Origin of the sequence: Clostridium sp. SY8519 (assembly GCF_000270305.1) — a bacterium.
In the GTDB taxonomy this organism is placed as follows: domain Bacteria; phylum Bacillota; class Clostridia; order Lachnospirales; family Lachnospiraceae; genus SY8519.
Map to the genome: position 1 here is coordinate 652,871 of NC_015737.1, position 19,630 is coordinate 672,500.

At 52.5% G+C, this 19,630-nt stretch carries 19 protein-coding genes and 1 rRNA gene (1 of these 20 only partly in view); all 20 read right to left on the reverse strand.

Going from position 1 to position 19,630, the window contains the following annotated elements:
- Window positions 1-174 precede the first annotated feature (174 nt).
- Window positions 175-1,077 (reverse strand): ABC transporter permease, encoded by a 903-nt coding sequence (locus CXIVA_RS03070; protein ID WP_013976562.1) that lies wholly within the window; start codon window positions 1,075-1,077, stop codon window positions 175-177.
- The gene (locus CXIVA_RS03075; protein ID WP_013976563.1) at window positions 1,070-2,086 is read right to left on the reverse strand and encodes an ABC transporter permease; all 1,017 of its coding nucleotides are present in this window, start codon (window positions 2,084-2,086) and stop codon (window positions 1,070-1,072) included. Before CXIVA_RS03075 ends, CXIVA_RS03070 begins: the two co-directional genes overlap by 8 nt.
- Before the next feature lie 18 nt (window positions 2,087-2,104).
- A complete protein-coding gene (locus tag CXIVA_RS03080) occupies window positions 2,105-4,144 on the reverse strand; it encodes an ABC transporter ATP-binding protein (RefSeq protein WP_013976564.1) in 2,040 nt (679 codons plus the stop codon).
- A 10-nt stretch (window positions 4,145-4,154) separates the two neighbouring features.
- Entirely contained in the window at window positions 4,155-5,738 is a 1,584-nt protein-coding gene (locus tag CXIVA_RS03085; protein WP_013976565.1) for an ABC transporter substrate-binding protein, read from the reverse strand.
- Window positions 5,739-5,820: 82 nt separating this feature from the next.
- Window positions 5,821-6,246 (reverse strand): C-GCAxxG-C-C family protein, encoded by a 426-nt coding sequence (locus CXIVA_RS03090; protein ID WP_013976566.1) that lies wholly within the window; start codon window positions 6,244-6,246, stop codon window positions 5,821-5,823.
- Window positions 6,247-6,301: 55 nt separating this feature from the next.
- Window positions 6,302-6,628 carry a metal-sensing transcriptional repressor gene (locus tag CXIVA_RS03095; RefSeq protein ID WP_013976567.1) on the reverse strand — a complete coding sequence of 109 codons (327 nt, stop codon included), beginning with the start codon at window positions 6,626-6,628 and terminating at the stop codon, window positions 6,302-6,304.
- A gap of 78 nt (window positions 6,629-6,706) precedes the next feature.
- Window positions 6,707-7,237, reverse strand: a complete 531-nt coding sequence (locus tag CXIVA_RS03100) for an FmdE family protein (RefSeq protein WP_013976568.1) — start codon at window positions 7,235-7,237, stop codon at window positions 6,707-6,709.
- Window positions 7,227-8,072, reverse strand: coding sequence for a glycerophosphodiester phosphodiesterase family protein (locus CXIVA_RS03105; RefSeq protein WP_013976569.1), 846 nt, complete (start codon window positions 8,070-8,072; stop codon window positions 7,227-7,229). Before CXIVA_RS03105 ends, CXIVA_RS03100 begins: the two co-directional genes overlap by 11 nt.
- Window positions 8,073-8,084: 12 nt before the next feature.
- The gene (gene yfbR, locus CXIVA_RS03110; RefSeq protein WP_013976570.1) at window positions 8,085-8,678 is read right to left on the reverse strand and encodes a 5'-deoxynucleotidase; all 594 of its coding nucleotides are present in this window, start codon (window positions 8,676-8,678) and stop codon (window positions 8,085-8,087) included.
- A gap of 19 nt (window positions 8,679-8,697) precedes the next feature.
- The gene (thrH, locus tag CXIVA_RS03115) at window positions 8,698-9,306 is read right to left on the reverse strand and encodes a bifunctional phosphoserine phosphatase/homoserine phosphotransferase ThrH (protein WP_013976571.1); all 609 of its coding nucleotides are present in this window, start codon (window positions 9,304-9,306) and stop codon (window positions 8,698-8,700) included.
- Between the two features lie 161 nt (window positions 9,307-9,467).
- A complete protein-coding gene (locus tag CXIVA_RS03120; RefSeq protein WP_013976572.1) occupies window positions 9,468-10,136 on the reverse strand; it encodes an MBL fold metallo-hydrolase in 669 nt (222 codons plus the stop codon).
- 4 nt (window positions 10,137-10,140) lie between these two features.
- Window positions 10,141-11,064 carry an alpha/beta hydrolase gene (locus CXIVA_RS03125; RefSeq protein ID WP_013976573.1) on the reverse strand — a complete coding sequence of 308 codons (924 nt, stop codon included), beginning with the start codon at window positions 11,062-11,064 and terminating at the stop codon, window positions 10,141-10,143.
- 9 nt (window positions 11,065-11,073) lie between these two features.
- Window positions 11,074-11,805, reverse strand: a complete 732-nt coding sequence (locus CXIVA_RS03130; RefSeq protein ID WP_013976574.1) for an alpha/beta fold hydrolase — start codon at window positions 11,803-11,805, stop codon at window positions 11,074-11,076.
- Window positions 11,806-11,810: 5 nt separating this feature from the next.
- Complete coding sequence (locus CXIVA_RS03135; protein WP_013976575.1) at window positions 11,811-12,038, reverse strand: phosphopantetheine-binding protein; 228 nt, start codon at window positions 12,036-12,038, stop codon at window positions 11,811-11,813.
- Window positions 12,039-12,128: 90 nt separating this feature from the next.
- Entirely contained in the window at window positions 12,129-13,724 is a 1,596-nt protein-coding gene (locus tag CXIVA_RS03140; protein ID WP_013976576.1) for a sodium:solute symporter family protein, read from the reverse strand.
- On the reverse strand, window positions 13,721-13,843 hold the full coding sequence (locus tag CXIVA_RS14460; protein WP_013976577.1) for a hypothetical protein: 123 nt from the start codon (window positions 13,841-13,843) through the stop codon (window positions 13,721-13,723). The genes CXIVA_RS03140 and CXIVA_RS14460 overlap by 4 nt, the downstream gene beginning before the upstream one ends.
- Window positions 13,844-13,880: 37 nt before the next feature.
- Window positions 13,881-15,407 carry an amino acid adenylation domain-containing protein gene (locus CXIVA_RS03145; RefSeq protein WP_013976578.1) on the reverse strand — a complete coding sequence of 509 codons (1,527 nt, stop codon included), beginning with the start codon at window positions 15,405-15,407 and terminating at the stop codon, window positions 13,881-13,883.
- A gap of 20 nt (window positions 15,408-15,427) precedes the next feature.
- Entirely contained in the window at window positions 15,428-16,777 is a 1,350-nt protein-coding gene (locus tag CXIVA_RS03150) for a hypothetical protein (RefSeq protein WP_013976579.1), read from the reverse strand.
- A complete protein-coding gene (locus CXIVA_RS03155; RefSeq protein WP_013976580.1) occupies window positions 16,764-18,365 on the reverse strand; it encodes an MBOAT family O-acyltransferase in 1,602 nt (533 codons plus the stop codon). The genes CXIVA_RS03150 and CXIVA_RS03155 overlap by 14 nt, the downstream gene beginning before the upstream one ends.
- A gap of 219 nt (window positions 18,366-18,584) precedes the next feature.
- Window positions 18,585-19,630, reverse strand: a 23S ribosomal RNA gene (locus CXIVA_RS03160) (it continues 1,848 nt past the right edge of the window).

Consider the following 19,630-nt stretch of genomic DNA (forward strand, 5'->3'; position numbering starts at 1 on the left):
TCGCAAAAACCCTGCAGAAAAAACTGCAGGGTATTGCGATTTGCCGTTTGATTCGTATCTGTCTTGGGGATGGTCAGGATACAATTGTTCGTTTTGTGAATATGATTCTCACATCAGGTATCCTATCACATCCTTCGCCAAAGGTGCGTTGCATTGGCAACATATATGAAATTTTTACAAATTGGACTCCCCGTGATTCAGACTCTGCCGGATGTAATTGCCGATATTGGTAATACACATCAGGGTGACCACCAGAAAAACCCCGGGAATGAGAATGACCCACCAGGAATGCGTCAGCAGCGCTTTCTGGGACAGGGACAGCATGCTTCCCCAGGATACCGTCTCCACCGGCAGGCCGATGCCCAGAAAGCTCAGGGTGGACTCCGCCACAATGGCCCCCCGGATATTCATTACCACCATAAACATAATCGAAGACACATAATTGGGCGCCAGATGCCAGCGCAGAATGTGAAAAAATCCGCCGCCCATGCTTCTGGACAGTTTCACATATTCACTGGCGCGGACCCGGCGCACCTCAGTCCGTATCATCTTGGCTACGCTCATCCATCCGGTCACTCCGATGACCACTGCAATCGCGGTTACACTCTGCCGGCCGATGACCGCCTGCGTAAATATAATCAGCAGGATGGAAGGGATACTCATGAGGATCTCGGAAAACCGCATCATCACATCATCGGCCCATCCGCCCAGAATTCCGCTGACTGTGCCGTAAAGCACCGCTATGGCCGTGGAGATAAGCGTGGCCAGAAATCCGATGATCAGCGAACTGCGTCCGCCGTACCAGATCATGGAAAAAACATCCCTGCCCAGAGAATCTGTCCCGAACAGGAAGGTGCGGTCCGGCGCCGTATCATAATGCAGCAGATCCATGTAGGTCGGATCATGTGTCATAATCAGCCGGCAGAATACACAGCCCAGTACGATGCAGGCCAGGATCACCGCCGATACAACCGGACGGCGGATCCGGCGCAGGGACGCTGCCGGTCTGCAGGACTCCCCGCGGACCACTTCTGCTCCCACCACTTCAAAATACTGTTCCGGCAGAATCTTATTCACGGGAAGTCACCTCCTCTCCGATTTCCGGATGCCGCTCCGGTTTCATACGGGTATCGATCCGTTCACTGACCGCTTGTCCGGTGATATTCCCCAGGATCACCAGGATGCCGGTGAGAATCACCAGTACCATCAGCATATTGTAATCATGATACTTCGCGCTTTCAAAAGACAGGGTCCCCAGTCCCGGATAGGAAAACACCATTTCGACGATGTAGGTTCCCTCCAGCACATGGGGCAGCGATATGGCCATGATGCTGATGTAGGCCGGCAGGATATTCCGCACACAGTGGCGGTTCATAATCTGCCGGCGGGTCAGTCCCATGCTTTTGCCCAGCAGCACATATTCCATCCTGGTTTCCTCCAGCAGGCGGTTGCGGATCAGATAGGCATAGTACCAGAGATGGCTCAGCACAATCACCGTCAGCGGAAGAATCATATGCAGAATCCGGTTCTGTACCGATCCCTCCTGTCCGTAGGAAAACGCGCCGCTGCTCGGAAGCAGCCGGAAGGTTACGCTGAACACGAGAATCAGGATCAGGGACAGCCAGAACTCCGGAATACAGCTGGTGACCGTCCCTGCCCTGCACAAAACCGTATCGGCCGGTCCGCCTTCCCGTCCGGCGCAGAACACCCCAAGAAGCAGCGCCAGAAGAAACGTAAGGACAAACCCTACCCCGCCCAGAATCAGCGTGTTGGCCAGGCGGCCGCTGATGACCTCCATGACATCCTGCTTGTATTTGTAGGAAATACCGAAATTTCCCTGCAGCGCATGCCGCACCCAGATGGCATACTGTTCCGGAACCGGTTTTTTCAGGCCCAGTCTGTCCATCGCAGCATCTCTCTGCTCGGTAGACATACGCTCCGCCTGGTCTCCGTAATAGGAAACCAGGGGATCTCCCGGCGCGGCCCGGGACATGGCAAATACCAGCATGGACAGGGCAACTATGGATATTACAAATAACAGAATCTTCTGTATCACGAAAACCGCGAAGCTTTTTTTTCTCTTCATAAGCCGATGTTCTCTCTTTCAGTTTCCCTCATTCCCGACGGCCGGATTCTGCCCCTTCGCAGCATCCAGCAGCACAAAATGCCCCGGGCATACCTCTGTAAACGTTCCGGAAAGAGGCCCCTGCGGACGGTAAACCTCCAGTTTCTTTCTGCGCTCCGCTTCCGGATCCGGCACCGGCATGGCGGACAGCAGGGCCCGGGTATAGGGATGAAGGGGGTTGCGGTACAGTTCTTCGGTGTCAGCCAGTTCTACCAGATGGCCCCGGTACATCACCCCTACGCGGTCGCTCAGGAACCGTACCATCGACAGGTCATGGGCAATAAATAGAAGTGTGCTTCCATGTTCCCGGACCAGATGACGGAACAGATTCACAATCTGCGCCTGTACCGATACATCCAGCGCAGCCAGCGGTTCGTCAGCAATCAGAAGCCGCGGCTTCATGGCAAAGGCACGCGCGATGCTCACCCGCTGCCGCTGTCCGCCGGACAGCTGGGAAGGATACCGGTTCAGAAGCTCCGGTTCCAGTCCCACCGCTTCCATCATTTCCGTAAGATAGCGGTTCCGCTCGCGCCTGTTTTTGCAGCGGTGATGGATTTTCAGCGGTTCCGCAATGATATCCTTCACTTTCATGCGCTGATTCAGCGCGGAAGAGGAATCCTGAAGAATCAGCTGAATTTCCTGCTGAATGCGGCTTCTGTGGGCCCGTACCGCTGCCGGGTCTGTCAGATCCACCCCGTCATACGTCACCTGTCCGGAAGTAATCGGGTAAATATGCATCAGGCATTTCGCCACGGTGGACTTGCCGGATCCGGACTCCCCGACCAGGGAGAAAATCTCCCCCTGCCGGATCTGAAACGACACATCGGTCAGTGCATGGAGCACATGGTTCCGGCTCATGGGAAACAAATGGTTCATGTGAGAAACGCAAAGCAGAGGCTCTGCCGCCTCCTTCTCCGGCGGTTTCTGCCGTTCTTCCGGTTTCTCATGGTTTTTTTCCAGAATCGCCTCCATGGGCGGCTTATGGACGTGGGGCTGCTCCGCCCCCCTGTGTCCGGGACTGAAGGCCGGCATCAGTTTCGGCGCCCGGGGATCTTCCAGCCAGGAAGCCACCTGATGGGTGGGACTGACCGGGAAAAAGGGCGGCGCCTGCACATAATCAATGCCCAGGGCCTGCGGATTGCGCGGGGCAAAGGCGTCTCCGGGAATCGGGTCGATCAGATTGGGGGGAAAACCGAGAATCGGATGCAGGTGCCCCTGATGCGCGTTTGACGGCAGTGCCCCCAGCAGCCCGCAGGTATAGGGATGTCTCGGATCGTGGTAAATTTCACTGCTCTCGCCGATTTCAATCACTTTTCCCGCATACATGACTGCTACACGATCCGCAATTTTTGCCACCACTCCCAGATCATGGGTGACAAAAAGGATGCTGATTCCTGTCTGTTCACGAATTTTAAGCATCAGATCCAGGATCTGGGCCTGCACAGTGACATCCAGCGCCGTCGTCGGCTCATCCGCAATGAGGATCTCCGGCTCGGAGGCCAGTGCTGCCGCCAGCACACAGCGCTGCCGCATGCCGCCGGACAGGTTCCAGGGATGCATCCTGCAGCGCGTTTCCGCCTCCGGAATCCCGACCAGCTCCATCAGCTCCACCGCCCGTTTCCGCACCTGATCTCCCGTCAGCTCCGGATGATGGCAGCGGAGCGCTTCCCCGATCTGGCGCCCTACCGGCATGGTGGGATCCATGGACATCATGGGGTCCTGAAAGACCATGGAAAACAGCTTTCCCCGCAGTCCGCACAGCTTCCGCTCAGGCATTGCCGTAATTTCATAGCTGCCGGCCTGTATGCTTCCTCCGGTGACTGACGCGGTTCTGGGCAGAAGTCCCATAATACTGCGGCACAGGATGCTCTTTCCGCTGCCGGATTCCCCTACAACAGCAAGAATCTCCCCCTGCCTCACAGACAGGGAGAGATCACGCACCGCATGAACCGTGCCCGTTTCCGACCGGATATCCACAGAAAGATGTTCGATTTTCAGTATCGGCTGCTCTTCGGTCATTCCCGGCTCCTTATTCCAGTGTCCAGTCCTCAACGTTCCAGAAGATCCCGACTCCATGATGTCCCAGCACCGTGTCTGTCGTGATTCCATGGATTTTCACATTGGATACGTAATTGGCATCCACATAACACAGGAACGTATACGGCGGATTTTTCGTCAGTTCTTTCAGAAATTCGCTGTAATATGCTTTTCTTTTTTTCCGGCTGTCTGTCTGCCGCGCCCTGGTCAGCGCCTGATCCACCGCCGGATCCGAATAGTAATTAAAATTGCTGCCCTGGCCGGTTACAAAAATCTTGTAGGTATGGTCATCCGCGTCAAAGGGACTGCCCCAGCCTACCAGAAATGCCTGCTGGTTTTCCCAGTCAATTTCGGAGGCAATCTGACTCTTGCAGAGAATACCCACTTTTTTCAGCTGCTGGGAAACCACACTGGCCAGATCTGCCCGGACCTGATCCCCTTCTTTTACTGTAATGGTAAAGCTGAGTTTTCTGCCGTTTTTCTCACGGATGCCGTCCTTTCCCGCTTTCCATCCGGCCTTTTCCAGAATCTGTTTCGCTTTTTCCGGATTGTAGGAGAATTTTTCGATGGAAGTATCATTGTACTGATTTCTCTGCAGCGGACTGTAGGCAACGTCTCCCTCTCCCAGAAGCACACTCTTCACCATGGCCTCCCGGTCTACCGCATAGTTAATCGCCGGAATCACGTCTTTGTTTTTCTTCCAAAAACTGTTATTGAAATTGTACATGATGCCGCGGTAATCCGCTGTCTTCATCTCATAAACGGTATACTGGCTGTCTTTCTCAAAAGATGCCAGATCTTTCGGCGTTACCTGGGCCAGGTTCAGTTCGCCCGACTGCAGCTGCATCGCCTTCGCATTGTCATCATTCACAATCTTGAACACAATCGTTCCGATATGCGGCGCACCTTTGTAATACGTGTCATTCTTTTTCAGAACAATGCTCTGTCCCTGGGTCCAGCTGGACAGTTTATAGGGACCGGTGCCGATGGGATGGCGGAAAAAGTCATCGCTCTGCATATCCTTACCCTTCAGGCAGTGTTCCGGCAGAATACCGATGGTCATATAATCCAGAAATGCCACATTTTTTTCTTTCAGGCGAAACTGGATGGTATACGGATCCTTTACCGTTATTTTCTCAATATCTTCATAATTGGATGCAATCTCCGACTGATTGTCCGGATTTCGGATGGCATCGATGGTAAATTTCACATCTGCCGCGGTAAATGCCTTTCCATCGTGCCATTTGACGTCTTTGCGAAGATAAAAGGTATAGGTATGGGTTTTTTCATCAATTTTCCAGCGTTCTGCCAGTCCCGGCTTCACACTGCCGTCCCCGTCATGGGCGGTCAGTCCGTCAAACAGAAGCAGGTTGATCTCCCCATGCTCATCCATGGCCGGATTGATTCTGGTATAATCTCCGCTGCCGTATACCAGTGTGCTGCCGTCTGCGGATGTCTCCGCGGCGGTGCCTGATACACTTCCTGTCCCGGAAGAGTCCGTCTTGCTTCCGCAGCCCGCAAGAAGCGACAGCCCAAGCGCGCATACCATTGCCAATACAGTCAGTTTTTTTCTCATTGCTTCACACTCCCCTTGTTTTTTCTGTAATAACCATAGCATCTGGGTTTTATGCATACAAGCGGGGGTGGGGGTTCTTTTTTTAATTTTCCAGTTCCAGTATACGGCCGGCCAGCTCAATGGCATCCAGGATGCAGTCGTCACAGGACCGCAGTATTTTTCCGGTATCTGCACCCTTTAATTCCCTGCAGATAATAGAAGAATTGCGGGCAGCAAATGCTTCTTTGATTTCCTTGCCCAGCTGAAACGTCCCGGGTACCGTCCGTTTTCCCTGAATTGGGATTCCGCCGCTGTTCTTTAAACCGGCCAGCATCAGCGCGCCGGATACCGCGCCGCAGATACCGCTCATATCACCGGTTCCCAGGCCGAAGGCCTCCGCCATCTGAAAGGCAGCGTTTTTGTCTGCTCCCAGCTGTTCGCAGTACCAGGTCACAACAATCTGGGCACAGTTATATCCGCTTCTGTGCAGTTCCTTTACTTTTTCCATGCGTTCTTCTCTTGTCTCCATCCTTTGCCTCCCTGTCTGTTTCGCAAAAAACTGCTGCCGGAAAACGGCAGCAGTCTTACTTTACAAATGAATCAATCGCGCGGTTTAACGCCTCAATTTCTGCTGTATCTCCGGATGCAATGGCGTCCGCGATGCAGCTGTTTAGATGTTCTTTCAGAATCTCCTTGCCGGCGCTGTTGAGGGCCGATTTGACCGCTGCCAGCTGAACCAGAATTTCTGCGCAGTCCCGCTCATCTTCTACCATCTTTTTGATGGATTCCAGATGACCGATGGCTTTTGCCAGCCGGTTGCGGATTTTTACGGTTTCCTCGTGGGAGTGGGTATGCATATGCAGCTGTCCATCTGGTCCCTCATGGGCGTGTATTCCGGTATTTTTCTTCAAAACTGGCTCTCCTGCTTCCGGTAAAAAAAGTTATTCACAGTTTACCCACGGAACGGTATCCCGTCAGGTCCGTTTCCGTCAGATGTCATAGCGCTGGTAAGGCTTCCAGCAGTCCGGACAGTACTTCTTCCCATGGTACAGCTTCAGATAATTCTCTGCCGTCAGCTCTCCGCAGCCATCACAGTGGTAAGAATCAAAACTCCGGGCATATTCCGGCAGCGCCAGTCTGACTTCTGTCAGATCAAACAGCTCTTCCGGATCCCTCGATGCGTAATATGCCCTGGATTCTCCTTTTTTCACCCAGTCCGGCTTGTCTTTCAGAATCATGCGGACGGATTTGCCGGTTTTCCGGTTAAAAAAGGTAAATGCCTGTTTGCCGGTCAGATGGAACATCAGATTTCCTTTTCCGGCGCTGCATCCTAACAGATACTGAATGGCATCCACCCCGCAGGCATCATTCTCGGAAATACATGCCGTCTCCTCATCGGAGGCATGCTCCAGATCCAGCAGCCGGGCCGCGTATTCTGCCGCCTGAAACCCGATCATCAGGCCGCCGCAGGAATGTCCGTGAAATGCTGTGCATGCGTTCCATTTTTCCTCATTTATCATCGTTTTTCCCTCCGGGAACAAAACTGTCAAAAATAATTATCTGGAACCGGTCTTTTACCCGGTCAAATTCCTGCCGGGACTTCACTGTCCAGGCCGCCCATTCCGTGGGGAACAGACGTCGGATCACCCGCAGGGTCCCTGTCTGTGCCGCGTATACGTGATTGTATGCGATAAAATCCGGACGGCCCGCCCAGTTTCCCAGCAGATTGGTCAGAAGAAACCGCTGGATCCAGGGCGCCTTCTGCCCGTTTTTCAGGAAATTGTCTGCCAGCTGTCCGCGGAGTACCTGGGGACGGTTCTTCCGCATCCACCGGACCGCCAGCGGATGAAAGGATTCCATGCACCATTCTCCTTCATAGTGATCCATCCGTTCCGCCAGAAGCCGGGTGGCTTCTTTCCATCTGCCGTGATACTTCACTTCCACAATCAGGGGAACCCGTCCCCCGATCACTGCAAGCACCTGATCCAGTGACGGAATCCGCTCGTCGGAATAAGCCAGCGGCAGCTGCTGAAGTTCCTCCCAGGCGCAGTCGGACAGGCGTCTGGAATCTCCGCACATTCTGCGCAGGGTCTCATCGTGAAAAACGGCCAGACGGCCGTCTCGGGTCAGCTGTACATCCAGTTCAATGCCGAATCCCGCTTCCGCCGCCCGCCGAAAGGCCGGCAGGGAATTCTCCGGATGATCCGAACGGTTGTCAAACAGCCCCCGATGAGCGATTGGCCTCTCTTCATACGGGCGCATCCGATATCTCCGGTCTCTGCCCGGAGCAATGGCAAACAGATACAGTCCTGTTATGCCGCCGGCAAGCAGAAGCGGTTTGATTGCTTTTTTCATCTTTACTCTCCTCTACAGCAATTCGTCCAGCGTATTGCCGTACGGTTCCATAAAGTCCCGGATAAAGTCCCGCACTTCCGGATGGGTCTGTGCCATTTCCTTCACCGCGGTAAAAATTGTCTGTTTTGCTGTACGGAACTCTCCGTTGCCGGCATTTTCCTCTTCCATGCATTTGATCAGGGCGGACAGTTTGTCCGCTGCCTTCACCAGTTCCCTGAGTTCCCGGTCCGCTTCCTCCTCCCGGCTATGAAAAACCGCTTCATAGGACGGCTTCAGATCCTCCGGAAGGCCTTCGAGAAGCCGCTGCCGAGCCATGGTTTCCACTTCCCGGTAGGCGCTTCGGATCTCCGGATTAAAGTACTTCACCGGTGTCGGCATGTCCCCGGTAATGATCTCCGTCGCGTCATGGTACAGTCCAATGACTGCCGCCCGCTCCGCAGACAGTTGTTTGCTGTAGCGTACGTTCCCGATGGTACACAGCGCATGGGCGATCATGGCCACCTCCAGGGAATGCTCGCTGAGATTCTCCGGGCGGGAGCTGCGCATCAGGGCCCAGCGTTCGATGTATTTCATGCGGGATATTGTCGCAAAAAAGTTATATGCCATAGGTCTGTTGTGCCGGAACTTACTCGGCTTCAATCACTGAGCGGATGGCAGCGAGCAGTTCGTCATAGGTTTCATATGCGGGAATCTGCGGGTAGTCTGCCTTGATCTGATCCGTGCTGCGGAACAGGAAACCGGCCTTGCTCTGCTGAATCATGCCGAGATCGTTAAAACTGTCACCGCTGGCAATGGTGTCAAATCCGATGGACTGCAGGGCCTTTACCGTATGATACTTTCCGTTCGGAAGGCGCAGTTTATAGCCGGTAATGGCGCCGTCTTCCCCTACTTCCAGCGTATTGCAGAAGATCGTGGGCATACCCAGCTTCTTCATCAGGGGCGCGGCAAACTGGGTAAATGTATCGCTTAAGATAATTACCTGGCTGAAGGAACGCAGTTCATCCAGGAACTCTCTGGCTCCCGGCATCGGGTCAATCTTCTCGATGGTAGCCTGAATCTCCTTTAAGCCCAGTCCGTGTTCTTTCAGGATATCCAGACGATACTGCATCAGTTTGTCGTAGTCCGGTTCGTCCCTGGTGGTGCGCTTCAGTTCCGGGATTCCCGTCTCCTCTGCAAACGCGATCCAGATCTCCGGTACCAGTACACCCTCTAAATCCAAGCAGGTAATAAACATAGTTTTCTCCTTTTATCTCACAATCATCTCATGTCTCTATCGCTGCTGTCCGGATGATAAAATCCGGACAGCAGCTGCATTTATTTTACAATGACCGGACCGCAAAAACAAGCTGGCCCAGCTGCTCCGGACAGAAGAATTTTGCCTCTGTCTTCCCTTTCTCACTGCAGTTCCACCTGATCCTCCAGATGGATCCGGTCCCGATAGGGAAGCAGGCGGGGATCCTTCAGATATTCCCTGACTTCCGGCAGCCGGTCCCAGTAATGCATGGGGAACAGGTCCCGGCAGTCTGCCAGTTTCATAAATTCCTCAATGGCCATGGGCGCATGTTCTTCCAGCCGCGGATCCAACGGCAGGAATGCCGCGTCGATCTTTCGGCCGGACAGCCTGCTGATTTCTTTTCGGAACGTCAGCAGCTGCTGCCGGTTGTCTTCTGCAGGCTCTCCGTTCCAGTACCAGACATTCAGGTCTCCGGAATGATAGATCTGTCTGCCTTCCGCCTCCACGTAAAAGGCAACGCCCTGATCGGTGGAAAGAAGCGTATCTATATGAAGCAAACCTATCTCATAACTTTGATCCGGCTGTACCCGGTACACACCATTGACACCGGGTGCCGTATCCCGGTCCATGATATAGTACACCTCATGAAACCGTTCCCGCAGCTCCCAGATACAGGTTCCGTAATGGTCCGGATGGCTGTGGGATACAAACACGTACAGCGGTTTGTCTGCCGGCAGTTCCGGCAGTTTGCCAGTATACCAGTCAAAAATCAGATTGCTGTCCTTCAGTTCCACAGCAAAACCGCTGTGATAGATATGTGTGATTTTCATCCTTTTACTCCTGTTTTCTCAGACAGTCCTGCATAAATTCGTCCGCCAGATCCAATACCGGCTTCGACCAGAACTCCGGCCCGCCGTGATCGGCTCCCTCCAAAAGATACAGACGGACATCTCTGTGCTGCTGCTTCAGTTTTTCATAAAGTCTGACGCTCTGCCGGGTATTCACAATCCGGTCCTTGGTCCCGTGAATAATAAACACGGGCGGCAGCTCCGTGTCCTCCCGGATGTAATTCACCGCGGTGGCATTGTGCTGTTTTTCTTCCTGTGTCTCTCCCGGGATCTTACGGAAATAGAGATTGGCTTCACTGCCTTCCGTGTCATAATCCGTCGTACTCGGAAAATCATCCGGATACAGAAACGACACCGCCCCGTAATAGTCCAGAACCCCGCAGACCTCTGCGGATACTCCGGGATACAGATTCCGGTCCAGGGGACTGTCCTCTGTCAAAATTGCCGAAAATAACGCTGTATGCCCGCCGGAAGATGTGCCGCCCACAAAGATCTGTTTCGGATTGACATGCAGTTCTTCCGCATGCAGACGCACAAAGCGAATGGCATTTCTGGCATCCTGAATCTGCGCCGGAAATCCCGCCTGCCCGGAATGCCGGTATTCCGTGATGGCAATCACATATCCCCGTTCCGCCAGTTTGGCGATTCTGCCGATGTTGTGATAGACATCCTGCTTCGCCCAGCCGGAGCCCTGCACATACACCAGCGCCGGCGCTTCCATGACCGGATGATTCCTGGAAAGGGGAAGCAGAATCTGCAGATGCAGCGGTATGCCGTCCACTTCCGCGTACTGCACATCTTTGATATAAAAGGTTCCCATCTCGTCTCCCGTGGTCGGCAGACACCGGGCTCCCTCCGGAACATCCGTATATTCCGGAAATTCCTCATATTCCCACGCTTTACATTCCATCCTGACTCCTTACTTCTCTGCGTCGGTCTCCCTGAGCATATCACGCATCCGCAGAATCATTCGTTTTCGGTTTTCCTCCTCATTCAGAAAGAAATGGCTGCCCTCCAGGACTTCCATGGTGAACTGGTTCAGTGTGTATAATTCCCACTGTCCCACCTCCTCCGGCGAAAACAGCTCATCCTGACGGCCGGCAAAGGCGCAGATCGGCTCTTCCACCGGCTCCTCCTTTTCCATACAGCGGAATTTTCCCATCAGGCGGAAATCATGGAGGATCACCGGCAGGAAATATCTGCGGAACACCTGGCTGTGGAGTACCCGTTCCGGGATTCTGCCGGTGGATTCCAGATATTCCCAGACCTTTTCCTCACTGCCGAGCTCACCGCAGCGGGCCGGAAACACCTTGGGATCTGCCACACCGGAAATAAACAGACACTTCGGCCGACGCAGATACTTTTCTTTCAGCAGACGAAAGGTGTACCAGGCGGTCATTCCGCCCATACTGTGCCCGAATACAGCAAAATCCGGATTCCCGTGTTCGCTCAGGTGGCAGTCGATCTGCTCTGCCATATCTGCTGCCATCTCGAAAACGGTGTGATCCGGACTTTCATTCTGTCTGAGACCGTGCCCCCTGTAATCCAGCGGGCAGAATCGGTATCCTTCCGGAAAGTCCCAGCCGACATAGCTCATGGAACTGCCGCCGGCATAGGACAGCGCGTAAATCACGGTCTCCTGATTGTTCACTTTTTCTATTCCTCCTGCAGACGCTGCACCATAGCCCACATGCTTTTGGCACTGTTGAAATTAGCCGGAATGATGTCCGCTGCCGGAATCGATATGTCAAATTCGTCATTCAGCGCGGAAATAATCTGGAGAATATCCAGAGAATCCAGATACCGTCCGTCTACCAGATTGTCAATATGTTCAAAATCCACATCTTCTTTGATGTCTTCCAGTACTTCGATTAATTCATCCATACGTACACTCCTTTCCCTTTTCGGATCTGTCCGATCCGCATATCAGCTTCTAGTATATACTCTGCCCCTTTTTTAATCAAGAACCTTCCCTCATCCGGCATGGGCTCCCACCAGGTAGGGAATCACCCAGAAAACAAGCAGAAAGGCAATGGTTCCCGGCCCGATCAGCAGCGCCCGTTTCGATATCCGCAGGGTTTTCCACATCTGTTCCGGATCTTTCTCGGAATCCGGCATTACAAACATCCGCGCCCGCGCCGCTTTCTCTTCTTCTGTCACGGATGTCACTTTTGTGGCAATGCACATGGCCGCTATATTGGCAAGGATTCCCACTACGCTCGGATCCAGATAAACCGGCAGGGTGACACCCGCCAGCGCAGTATACAGCCGCAGGAAAAAGCAGACCAGAAAGCCGCAGAGGATTCCGGCAAATGCGCCCGCTTTTGTCAGACGTTTGCTGAATACACTTCCCAGCGCCACCGGCATCCAGGAGGCTGATACAATCGCCCCGCCGAGAAACATGATCCAGAAGATGGACGGCGGATTGAAAATTGCCACCAGCAGCACCACAACACTGACAACGCCCATGGCAATCTGCCCCACACGAATCGGATTCTTCCACTTCGTTCCGACGATATCATTGGCTACCGACGCGCCAATCAGTGACAGGAACGTGGTGGCGGAAGAAATTCCCGCTGCAAGCACACCGGTCAGGAGAATCACGCCCAGCAGTTTCGGCATCAGATGCATGGCTGCCCAGATCATGACCTGGGAGCTGTCCTTCATGCCCGGATTCTTCATGTTGACAAAAACCGCCGCGCTGGACACCAGAAATTCCAGTGCAAAGACACCGATTGCAGCAGGAATGGAAGCGCGCACCGCGGTGTGTTCATCTTTTGCCATCAGATAACGGCTGGACTGCCAGGGGCCCACCATACAGACAGACATCCACACCACTCCGTAAATCAGACCCCAGAGCAGATTCTCAATGGCCTTCTGATAAAGAACGCCGGGCTGTCCGCCCCAGGACATAAACAGATGAAAGCGGGGGCTGGAAGCCAGGCTGCTGACCGTATGAAACCATCCGCCGGTCCGATGTGAAATGACAATCGTCGCCACAATCAGGGCGCCGGTAAAAATCCCTGCCATCAGAGTATCCGTAATCAGTACGCCGCTGGACCCGGCCTTGATGGTGATAAAGGCAAATACCACCAGGGCGATGACGATGCACAGCCGGTAATCCACACCGGTTATACTTTTCATCAGGGTCCCGATTCCCTGCATAACGGACAGCAGATATACCGTCATCATAATTATGGCCGTAATGGCGGACAGATTGCGGACCGCCCGGGAATGAAAACGCTTCCCGAAAAATTCCGGAATGGTAAGCACATTGCTGCGGCGCAGGTACCGTCCGAAAAACACCGCCCCCAGAACGTACCCTGCGGACTGCATTCCGGCAAAAGTAATAATCGAGGTAAAACAGCCGCTGTAACTCTGTGCCGCGTCCCCCATAAACATACCGGTACTGGTATAGGAAGCAATCAGCGATCCCGCAATTAAAATCATGGGCGCTCTTCTTCCTGCCACATAATAATCATCCACGCCGCGGATTTTCCGGCTGACCACGATACCGATTACAATGTAAACTGCAAGGGAGACACACATTCCCGCAAAATAAATGTTCATTTTTTCTTCTCCTTTTCCTCTTTCAGATATGGAGCGAAATCTTTTTTCATCTTTCGGTAAGCCAGCCAGCAGCCTGCACCCAGCCAAAAGCCAAGAAATACCGCAACCACAAGTTCCATACGCAGTTCCTCCGTTTTTTTGGATCCGGAATCCGGATTATTTTCTGTGTTTTCTCTGTGCGGCCAGTTTTTTCAGTTCCGCGCGGTCTACTTTTCCGTTTAAGTTGTGGGGCATGGGATTCATCACGATCCGCTTATTCGGCAGCATATAATCCGGCAGCAGTTCTTTTAACCGTTCCGCCACTTCCTCATCGGATACTTTGCCGCTGTAAAACAGTACGATTTTCTGCCGTTCACTGTCATAGACACAGCAGTTCTCGTCAATACCGGAAATAGAAGAAACATTTGCCTCAATTTCTCCCAGCTCAATCCGGTGGCCCATATGTTTGATCTGGAAATCCTTGCGGCCTACATATTCCAGTTCTCCGTATTCATTGAACTCCACCAGATCACCGGTGCGGTAGATTTTCTCTTCAAAATACGGATTGACCGGATTCTGCACATAAACTTCCGCTGTCTTTTCCGGATTGCGGTAATAGCCGTAGGTCAGGGATGTGCTGCGAATGCAGTACTCGCCGGTGCCTTTTCCCTGGATCGGATGATTCTCCGCATCCAGCACCAGTATTTCATTATTCTTAAAGGGAATGCCAATCGGCAGACGGGCAGTTTCCGGGAATTCCCGGTCAATGACATAGTAGGTGGATCCGTCTGTTCCCTCGGTCGGTCCGTAGGAATTGATAAATACGGTGTCCGGCAGATGTTTCCGCCACATATTCAGCTGACGGACCGGCATCACTTCTCCGCCGAAGGATACCATTTTCACACAGGAAATATCCGCGCAGTCAAAGGCATTCAGATTGGCCACCATATTCAGGGCCGAAGGCACCCAGTACAGGAAATTGATCTGTTTTTCCTCGATGTATTTCATCAGAAGCGCCGGGAACGCAAAATGCATATGCGGAATAATGTACATGGTGGAGCAGTTTCTCAGCGTACCGAAGATCTCCACGATGGACATGACAAAATAAAACGGCGTCTGGTTGCCGGAAATCGTATGCTCATCCAGATGATACGCTTCGCTGACTGCCTCGATATAATTGATCACATGGGCATGGGCAGTCATGACTCCCTTGGGATTTCCGGTGGAACCGGAAGTAAAGAGCACATACAGAAGATCCGATCCCATGATCTTTGCGCCGACGGAGGCAATTGCCTCCGGATCCGCCGGATGATCCAGCAAATCTTCCAGAAGCAGGATTTCCGCCTCCGGAGCGAACTCCGCTACCTGCTCCCGATAGGCGGACACTGTCAGTACCGCCGCTGGCTCCAGCGTTCCCACAATCTTTTCAATCCGCTCCACCGGCATCTGGGTGTCAATCACAGAATAAAAACACCCGCTGTATGCTGTACCCAGCATAGCTGTGAGACAGCCGGTATTCTTATCCAGAAAGATTCCCACCGGCCGGCGGAAAAAACCGGCATCTATCAGTCCCTGCGCAATGCGGTGTGCCTCTTCCTGTACCTGCCGGAACGTAAGTGCCCGTTCTTCATCTGCGTAAGCGATTTTGTCCCCATGGGACAGCACTGCCTGATCCAGATAGTCCGTAATAATTCTGGTTGTCACTGTATTTTCTCCTTTTTCTGCTAGGCCCAGTAGGCCGCCTGCTTGGTATAGAACCGCTCAAAAGGCGCGGTAGATCCGATGGTTCTGGCATAGACACGAATTTCATAGTTTCCGGAAGTTTTCGGGTAATACACTGCCGTCCGTCCGGAACCGTATTTCCGGAAAATATGGAACTTCTTTTCCCCGGTCCGGCGGACCGCAAACTGGTATTCCGCCTGCACGCCGCTGCCGTAGTAGGCATAGGCTCCGGCCCGGATGCCTTTGCCTTTTTCTGCTTTTACTTCCAGATTCACCGTATCAATATAGGAAACGGATGCCAGGAAATCATCTCTGGAATAAAAATATCCGGATACGTCCTTTCCTTCCCTGCTTTCTTTGATCAGACGGCCCAGTGCTTCTGAAAAAGCTTCCGCGCCCCTGACATTTGTGTGATCCCAGTCTTTGAATCCTGTGGCGTCCCGGTGATAAAGCCGCTGATCCGCCAGATTCATATCATAAAACGGCACATCGTATTTTTTGAAAAATTCCTTCAGATACGTATAACGCTGAAAATAATCGCCGCCGTAGCTTAATACATAACTGATGGGCACCGGCGCGCCGACCACCGTAAGCCGGATTCCGCGGCTCTTACAGAAGCTGCAGATCTCTTTCAGGGTATCCATGGATTCCTTTGACAGATCCCTGCTGTTCCAGGTGGTTCGCTCCTGTCTGGAGACCGTATTGTAATTAATCGTCCGGTCGAAGGTCTTGAACCCTTTTGCGGTGCGCAGATAATTCTGATTATCCGGCCGGATTTTTACCAGTCCCAGCTTTGCTTTAATATTAAAGGGAATTGTTTTCGGAAACTTGTTCGTATTGTTCAGCCATGGGAAGAAAAAGGCAATGGATTCCGGTTTGCCGAAATACCGCTTGTCAAACACGAAACTTGCGCCGTTTCGGATTCGTTTTCCAAGACTCTGTCCCCGGTTTTCCGCATAGACAAACGTGGCCTCCGGTTTTGCGTATCGCTCCGTACCGGACATCATATACATGTAGTCGATGACAAAGACCACTTCCTTGATCCTGTGGTCTGCCGCCGCTGCACGGATTGCGCGTTTGCTGTCCAGGAAGGACTGGGCATTCGTTCCCATATTCTGGGAGGACAGCCCTGTAATACGGTCCGTGATATCCGGATCAATTCCCTCATAGCACTGGGACGTGCCGACATAAATCATATCGATTTTCTGTCCTTTTCTGGCACGATATTTATCCCACATTTCCGAACTGGGAGACGCGTAGGGCGTCAGCAGAAACGTGGCGATGCAGTTGACAATCACTGCCACCGCAATAAACCCGATGACAGTCAGGATTCTTTTTTTAGAAGTTCGCATATAAAAATCCTCCGGATCCATTTGAATAAGATACCGCAAACAATGTCATGATTGCCAGAAACAGATACAGGGTCCAGCGTACTGCCGGACGGCGGTCATGCAGTTTCGCGTAGACATCCACGCCCCGCTCCTGAAGGACACTGTTGATGAACACAACCACCAGGGCCAGCACGACCACGACGGGAATCAGCGGCATCTTGCCAAACTGGCTGCGCATGAAATAACGCACCGTCAGAAGTGACCAGTCCGGTCTGGTAATTGTATTCCGGAAGCAGATCCATACACTGCTGAATTTTTCAATACGGTCAAAATACCAGCCGATATTCACAATAATAAAAGTGCGGATCACGCGCCAGACATACATGCCCCGGGACTGTGTATTAATATGAAGCACTTCGTTCCAGCGCTGGAATACCGGCTGCAGAATATCGCTGATGGCTATCACGATACCATTGTACAGACCCCACAGAATAAAGTTGGAATAAAATCCGTGCCATACACCGACCACAAAGAACACCAGGATATTCGCGATCGCTGCCGGCAGGACTCTGCCCAGATGCTTATTCAGATGACGGCCGCAGAATTTCGCGAACCGCTGCATGGGCTTCGTAAGGGCAAACGGATAAAAAATGTAATCCCGCATCCAGGCGCCCAGGGAAATGTGCCATCTGCGCCAGAAATCCCCCAGGGAAACCGAAAAATACGGCTGGCGGAAGTTCTGCATCATGCGGATGCCAAACAGCTGTGCCACAGCCATCACCATGTCAATGCCGCCGGAAAAATCCCCGTAGAGCTGTGCGGAATACATGAGAATTCCCAGTATGATCATCGGACTGGACAGATTGTCCACCGGTCCGTCAAAAATCGCGCCGATTTTTCCCACCAGCATCTCCGCGATGACATATTTCTTCATGGCTCCGAACAGAAACAGCAGCAGCGCTCTGCCGCAGCGTTCCAGATCCAGATGGTGCCGTTCATAAAGCTGCTCCGCCATCTGATCAAACCGGTTGATCGGTCCCTGCAGCATCTGAGGGAAGAAGGATACAAAAGTCAGGAACTTCAGAAAGTTTGTGGAAGGCTTGCTCTTCTTATTATATACATCCACCAGGTAACCAATGGACTGAAAGGTATAAAAGGAAATGCCCAGCGGCAGCAGCAGCCCGCTGATATGATAGACGGCATACACTGATCCGGTTCCCACATGGCCGATACCGACGATGGCATCCAGAATGTCGTTCCAGTATTTAAAATAACCCAGAATGCCAAAATTAAGTAAAAGAAGCACGATCAGAACGATACGCTTTTTTTTCTGGCACTGGTTCTTCAGTTTCTTTTTCTGTTCTTTCGTAATTCCTTCCTGCTTGCGGGCAAGATTGCAGGCAGTCTGAAATTTCTGCATGACAATCGCCCCCAGCCATACGCTGAAGGAAGTGATCAGAATATAAATCAGACTTTTCGGGCCATAGCTGATATAAAATGCAATACTGCCGATCAGCAGGCAAACCCACTGTATCTTCCGGAATACGGTATAGTACAGAACAAAGAGAATTGCCACAAACATAAGGTACTGTATAGATAACAGCTGCATATTGTTTCCCCTTTAAAATCAAAATTCACCGGCCTATTATAGCATACCTGCAGATACTTATGGGTTTATCCCAAAAAAATTAAAGATTATTAAGGAACGAAAAACTGCATCTGACAGGCAGTATATGAAAAAAGGCGAAGTCCCATGGACTCCGCCTGCTTCTCTGCATACCTTCAAAACTTCATACAGAAGAGATGCTTCCCTTTATGATCCGCTTGCTTGGATAAGCCCTCGAACGATTAGTAACAGTCAGCTCCATACATTACTGCACTTCCACCTCTGTCCTATCTACCTTGTACTCTTCAAGGGTTCTTACTTCCTTTTGGAATGGGATATCTTATCTTGGGGTGGGCTTCACGCTTAGATGCCTTCAGCGTTTATCCCTTCCGGACTTGGCTACCCTGCGATGCGCCTGGCGGCACAGCAGATCCACCAGCGGTCCGTCCAGCCCGGTCCTCTCGTACTAAGGCCAGCTCCCCTCAGATATCCTACGCCCGCGCCGGATAGGGACCGAACTGTCTCACGACGTTCTGAACCCAGCTCGCGTACCGCTTTAATGGGCGAACAGCCCAACCCTTGGGACCTGCTCCAGCCCCAGGATGCGATGAGCCGACATCGAGGTGCCAAACCACTCCGTCGATGTGAACTCTTGGGAGTGATAAGCCTGTTATCCCCAGGGTAGCTTTTATCCGTTGAGCGATGGCAATCCCACTTTGTGCCACCGGATCACTAAGTCCTACTTTCGTACCTGCTCCACCCGTCGGTGTCGCAGTCAGCCTCCCTTCTGCCTTTGCACTCTTTAGATGGTTTCCAACCATCCTGAGGGAAACTTTGAGCGCCTCCGATACCCTTTCGGAGGCGACCGCCCCAGTCAAACTCCCCGCCTGGCATTGTCCCACCGCCGGATTACGGCGGCTGGTTAGAAGCCCAATACTGCAGGGGTGGTATCCCAACAGCGACTCTGCACAGACTGGCGTCCATGCTTCTTTGTCTCCCACCTATCCTGTACGTGCAGTACCGGACCCCAGTACCAAACTGGAGTAAAGCTCCATGGGGTCTTTCCGTCCTGGCGCGGGTAACCAGCATCTTCACTGGTACTTCAATTTCACCGGGTGCATTGTCGAGACAGCGCTCAAATCATTACGCCTTTCGTGCGGGTCGGAACTTACCCGACAAGGAATTTCGCTACCTTAGGACCGTTATAGTTACGGCCGCCGTTTACTGGGGCTTGAATTCAAAGCTTCGCTTGCGCTAACCTCTCCTCT

Excerpts from the sequence above, each read along its gene's own strand:
- CXIVA_RS03075 (WP_013976563.1), bottom strand. The coding sequence starts at position 2,086 with ATGAAGAGAAAAAAAAGCTTCGCGGTTTTCGTGATACAGAAGATTCTG.
- CXIVA_RS03080 (WP_013976564.1), bottom strand. The coding sequence starts at position 4,144 with ATGACCGAAGAGCAGCCGATACTGAAAATCGAACATCTTTCTGTGGAT.
- CXIVA_RS03085 (WP_013976565.1), bottom strand. The coding sequence starts at position 5,738 with ATGAGAAAAAAACTGACTGTATTGGCAATGGTATGCGCGCTTGGGCTG.
- CXIVA_RS03090 (WP_013976566.1), bottom strand. The coding sequence starts at position 6,246 with ATGGAGACAAGAGAAGAACGCATGGAAAAAGTAAAGGAACTGCACAGA.
- CXIVA_RS03100 (WP_013976568.1), bottom strand. The coding sequence starts at position 7,237 with ATGATAAATGAGGAAAAATGGAACGCATGCACAGCATTTCACGGACAT.
- CXIVA_RS03105 (WP_013976569.1), bottom strand. The coding sequence starts at position 8,072 with ATGAAAAAAGCAATCAAACCGCTTCTGCTTGCCGGCGGCATAACAGGA.
- yfbR (WP_013976570.1), bottom strand. The coding sequence starts at position 8,678 with ATGGCATATAACTTTTTTGCGACAATATCCCGCATGAAATACATCGAA.
- thrH (WP_013976571.1), bottom strand. The coding sequence starts at position 9,306 with ATGTTTATTACCTGCTTGGATTTAGAGGGTGTACTGGTACCGGAGATC.
- CXIVA_RS03120 (WP_013976572.1), bottom strand. The coding sequence starts at position 10,136 with ATGAAAATCACACATATCTATCACAGCGGTTTTGCTGTGGAACTGAAG.
- CXIVA_RS03125 (WP_013976573.1), bottom strand. The coding sequence starts at position 11,064 with ATGGAATGTAAAGCGTGGGAATATGAGGAATTTCCGGAATATACGGAT.
- CXIVA_RS03135 (WP_013976575.1), bottom strand. The coding sequence starts at position 12,038 with ATGGATGAATTAATCGAAGTACTGGAAGACATCAAAGAAGATGTGGAT.
- CXIVA_RS03140 (WP_013976576.1), bottom strand. The coding sequence starts at position 13,724 with ATGAACATTTATTTTGCGGGAATGTGTGTCTCCCTTGCAGTTTACATT.
- CXIVA_RS14460 (WP_013976577.1), bottom strand. The coding sequence starts at position 13,843 with ATGGAACTTGTGGTTGCGGTATTTCTTGGCTTTTGGCTGGGTGCAGGC.
- CXIVA_RS03150 (WP_013976579.1), bottom strand. The coding sequence starts at position 16,777 with ATGCGAACTTCTAAAAAAAGAATCCTGACTGTCATCGGGTTTATTGCG.
- CXIVA_RS03155 (WP_013976580.1), bottom strand. The coding sequence starts at position 18,365 with ATGCAGCTGTTATCTATACAGTACCTTATGTTTGTGGCAATTCTCTTT.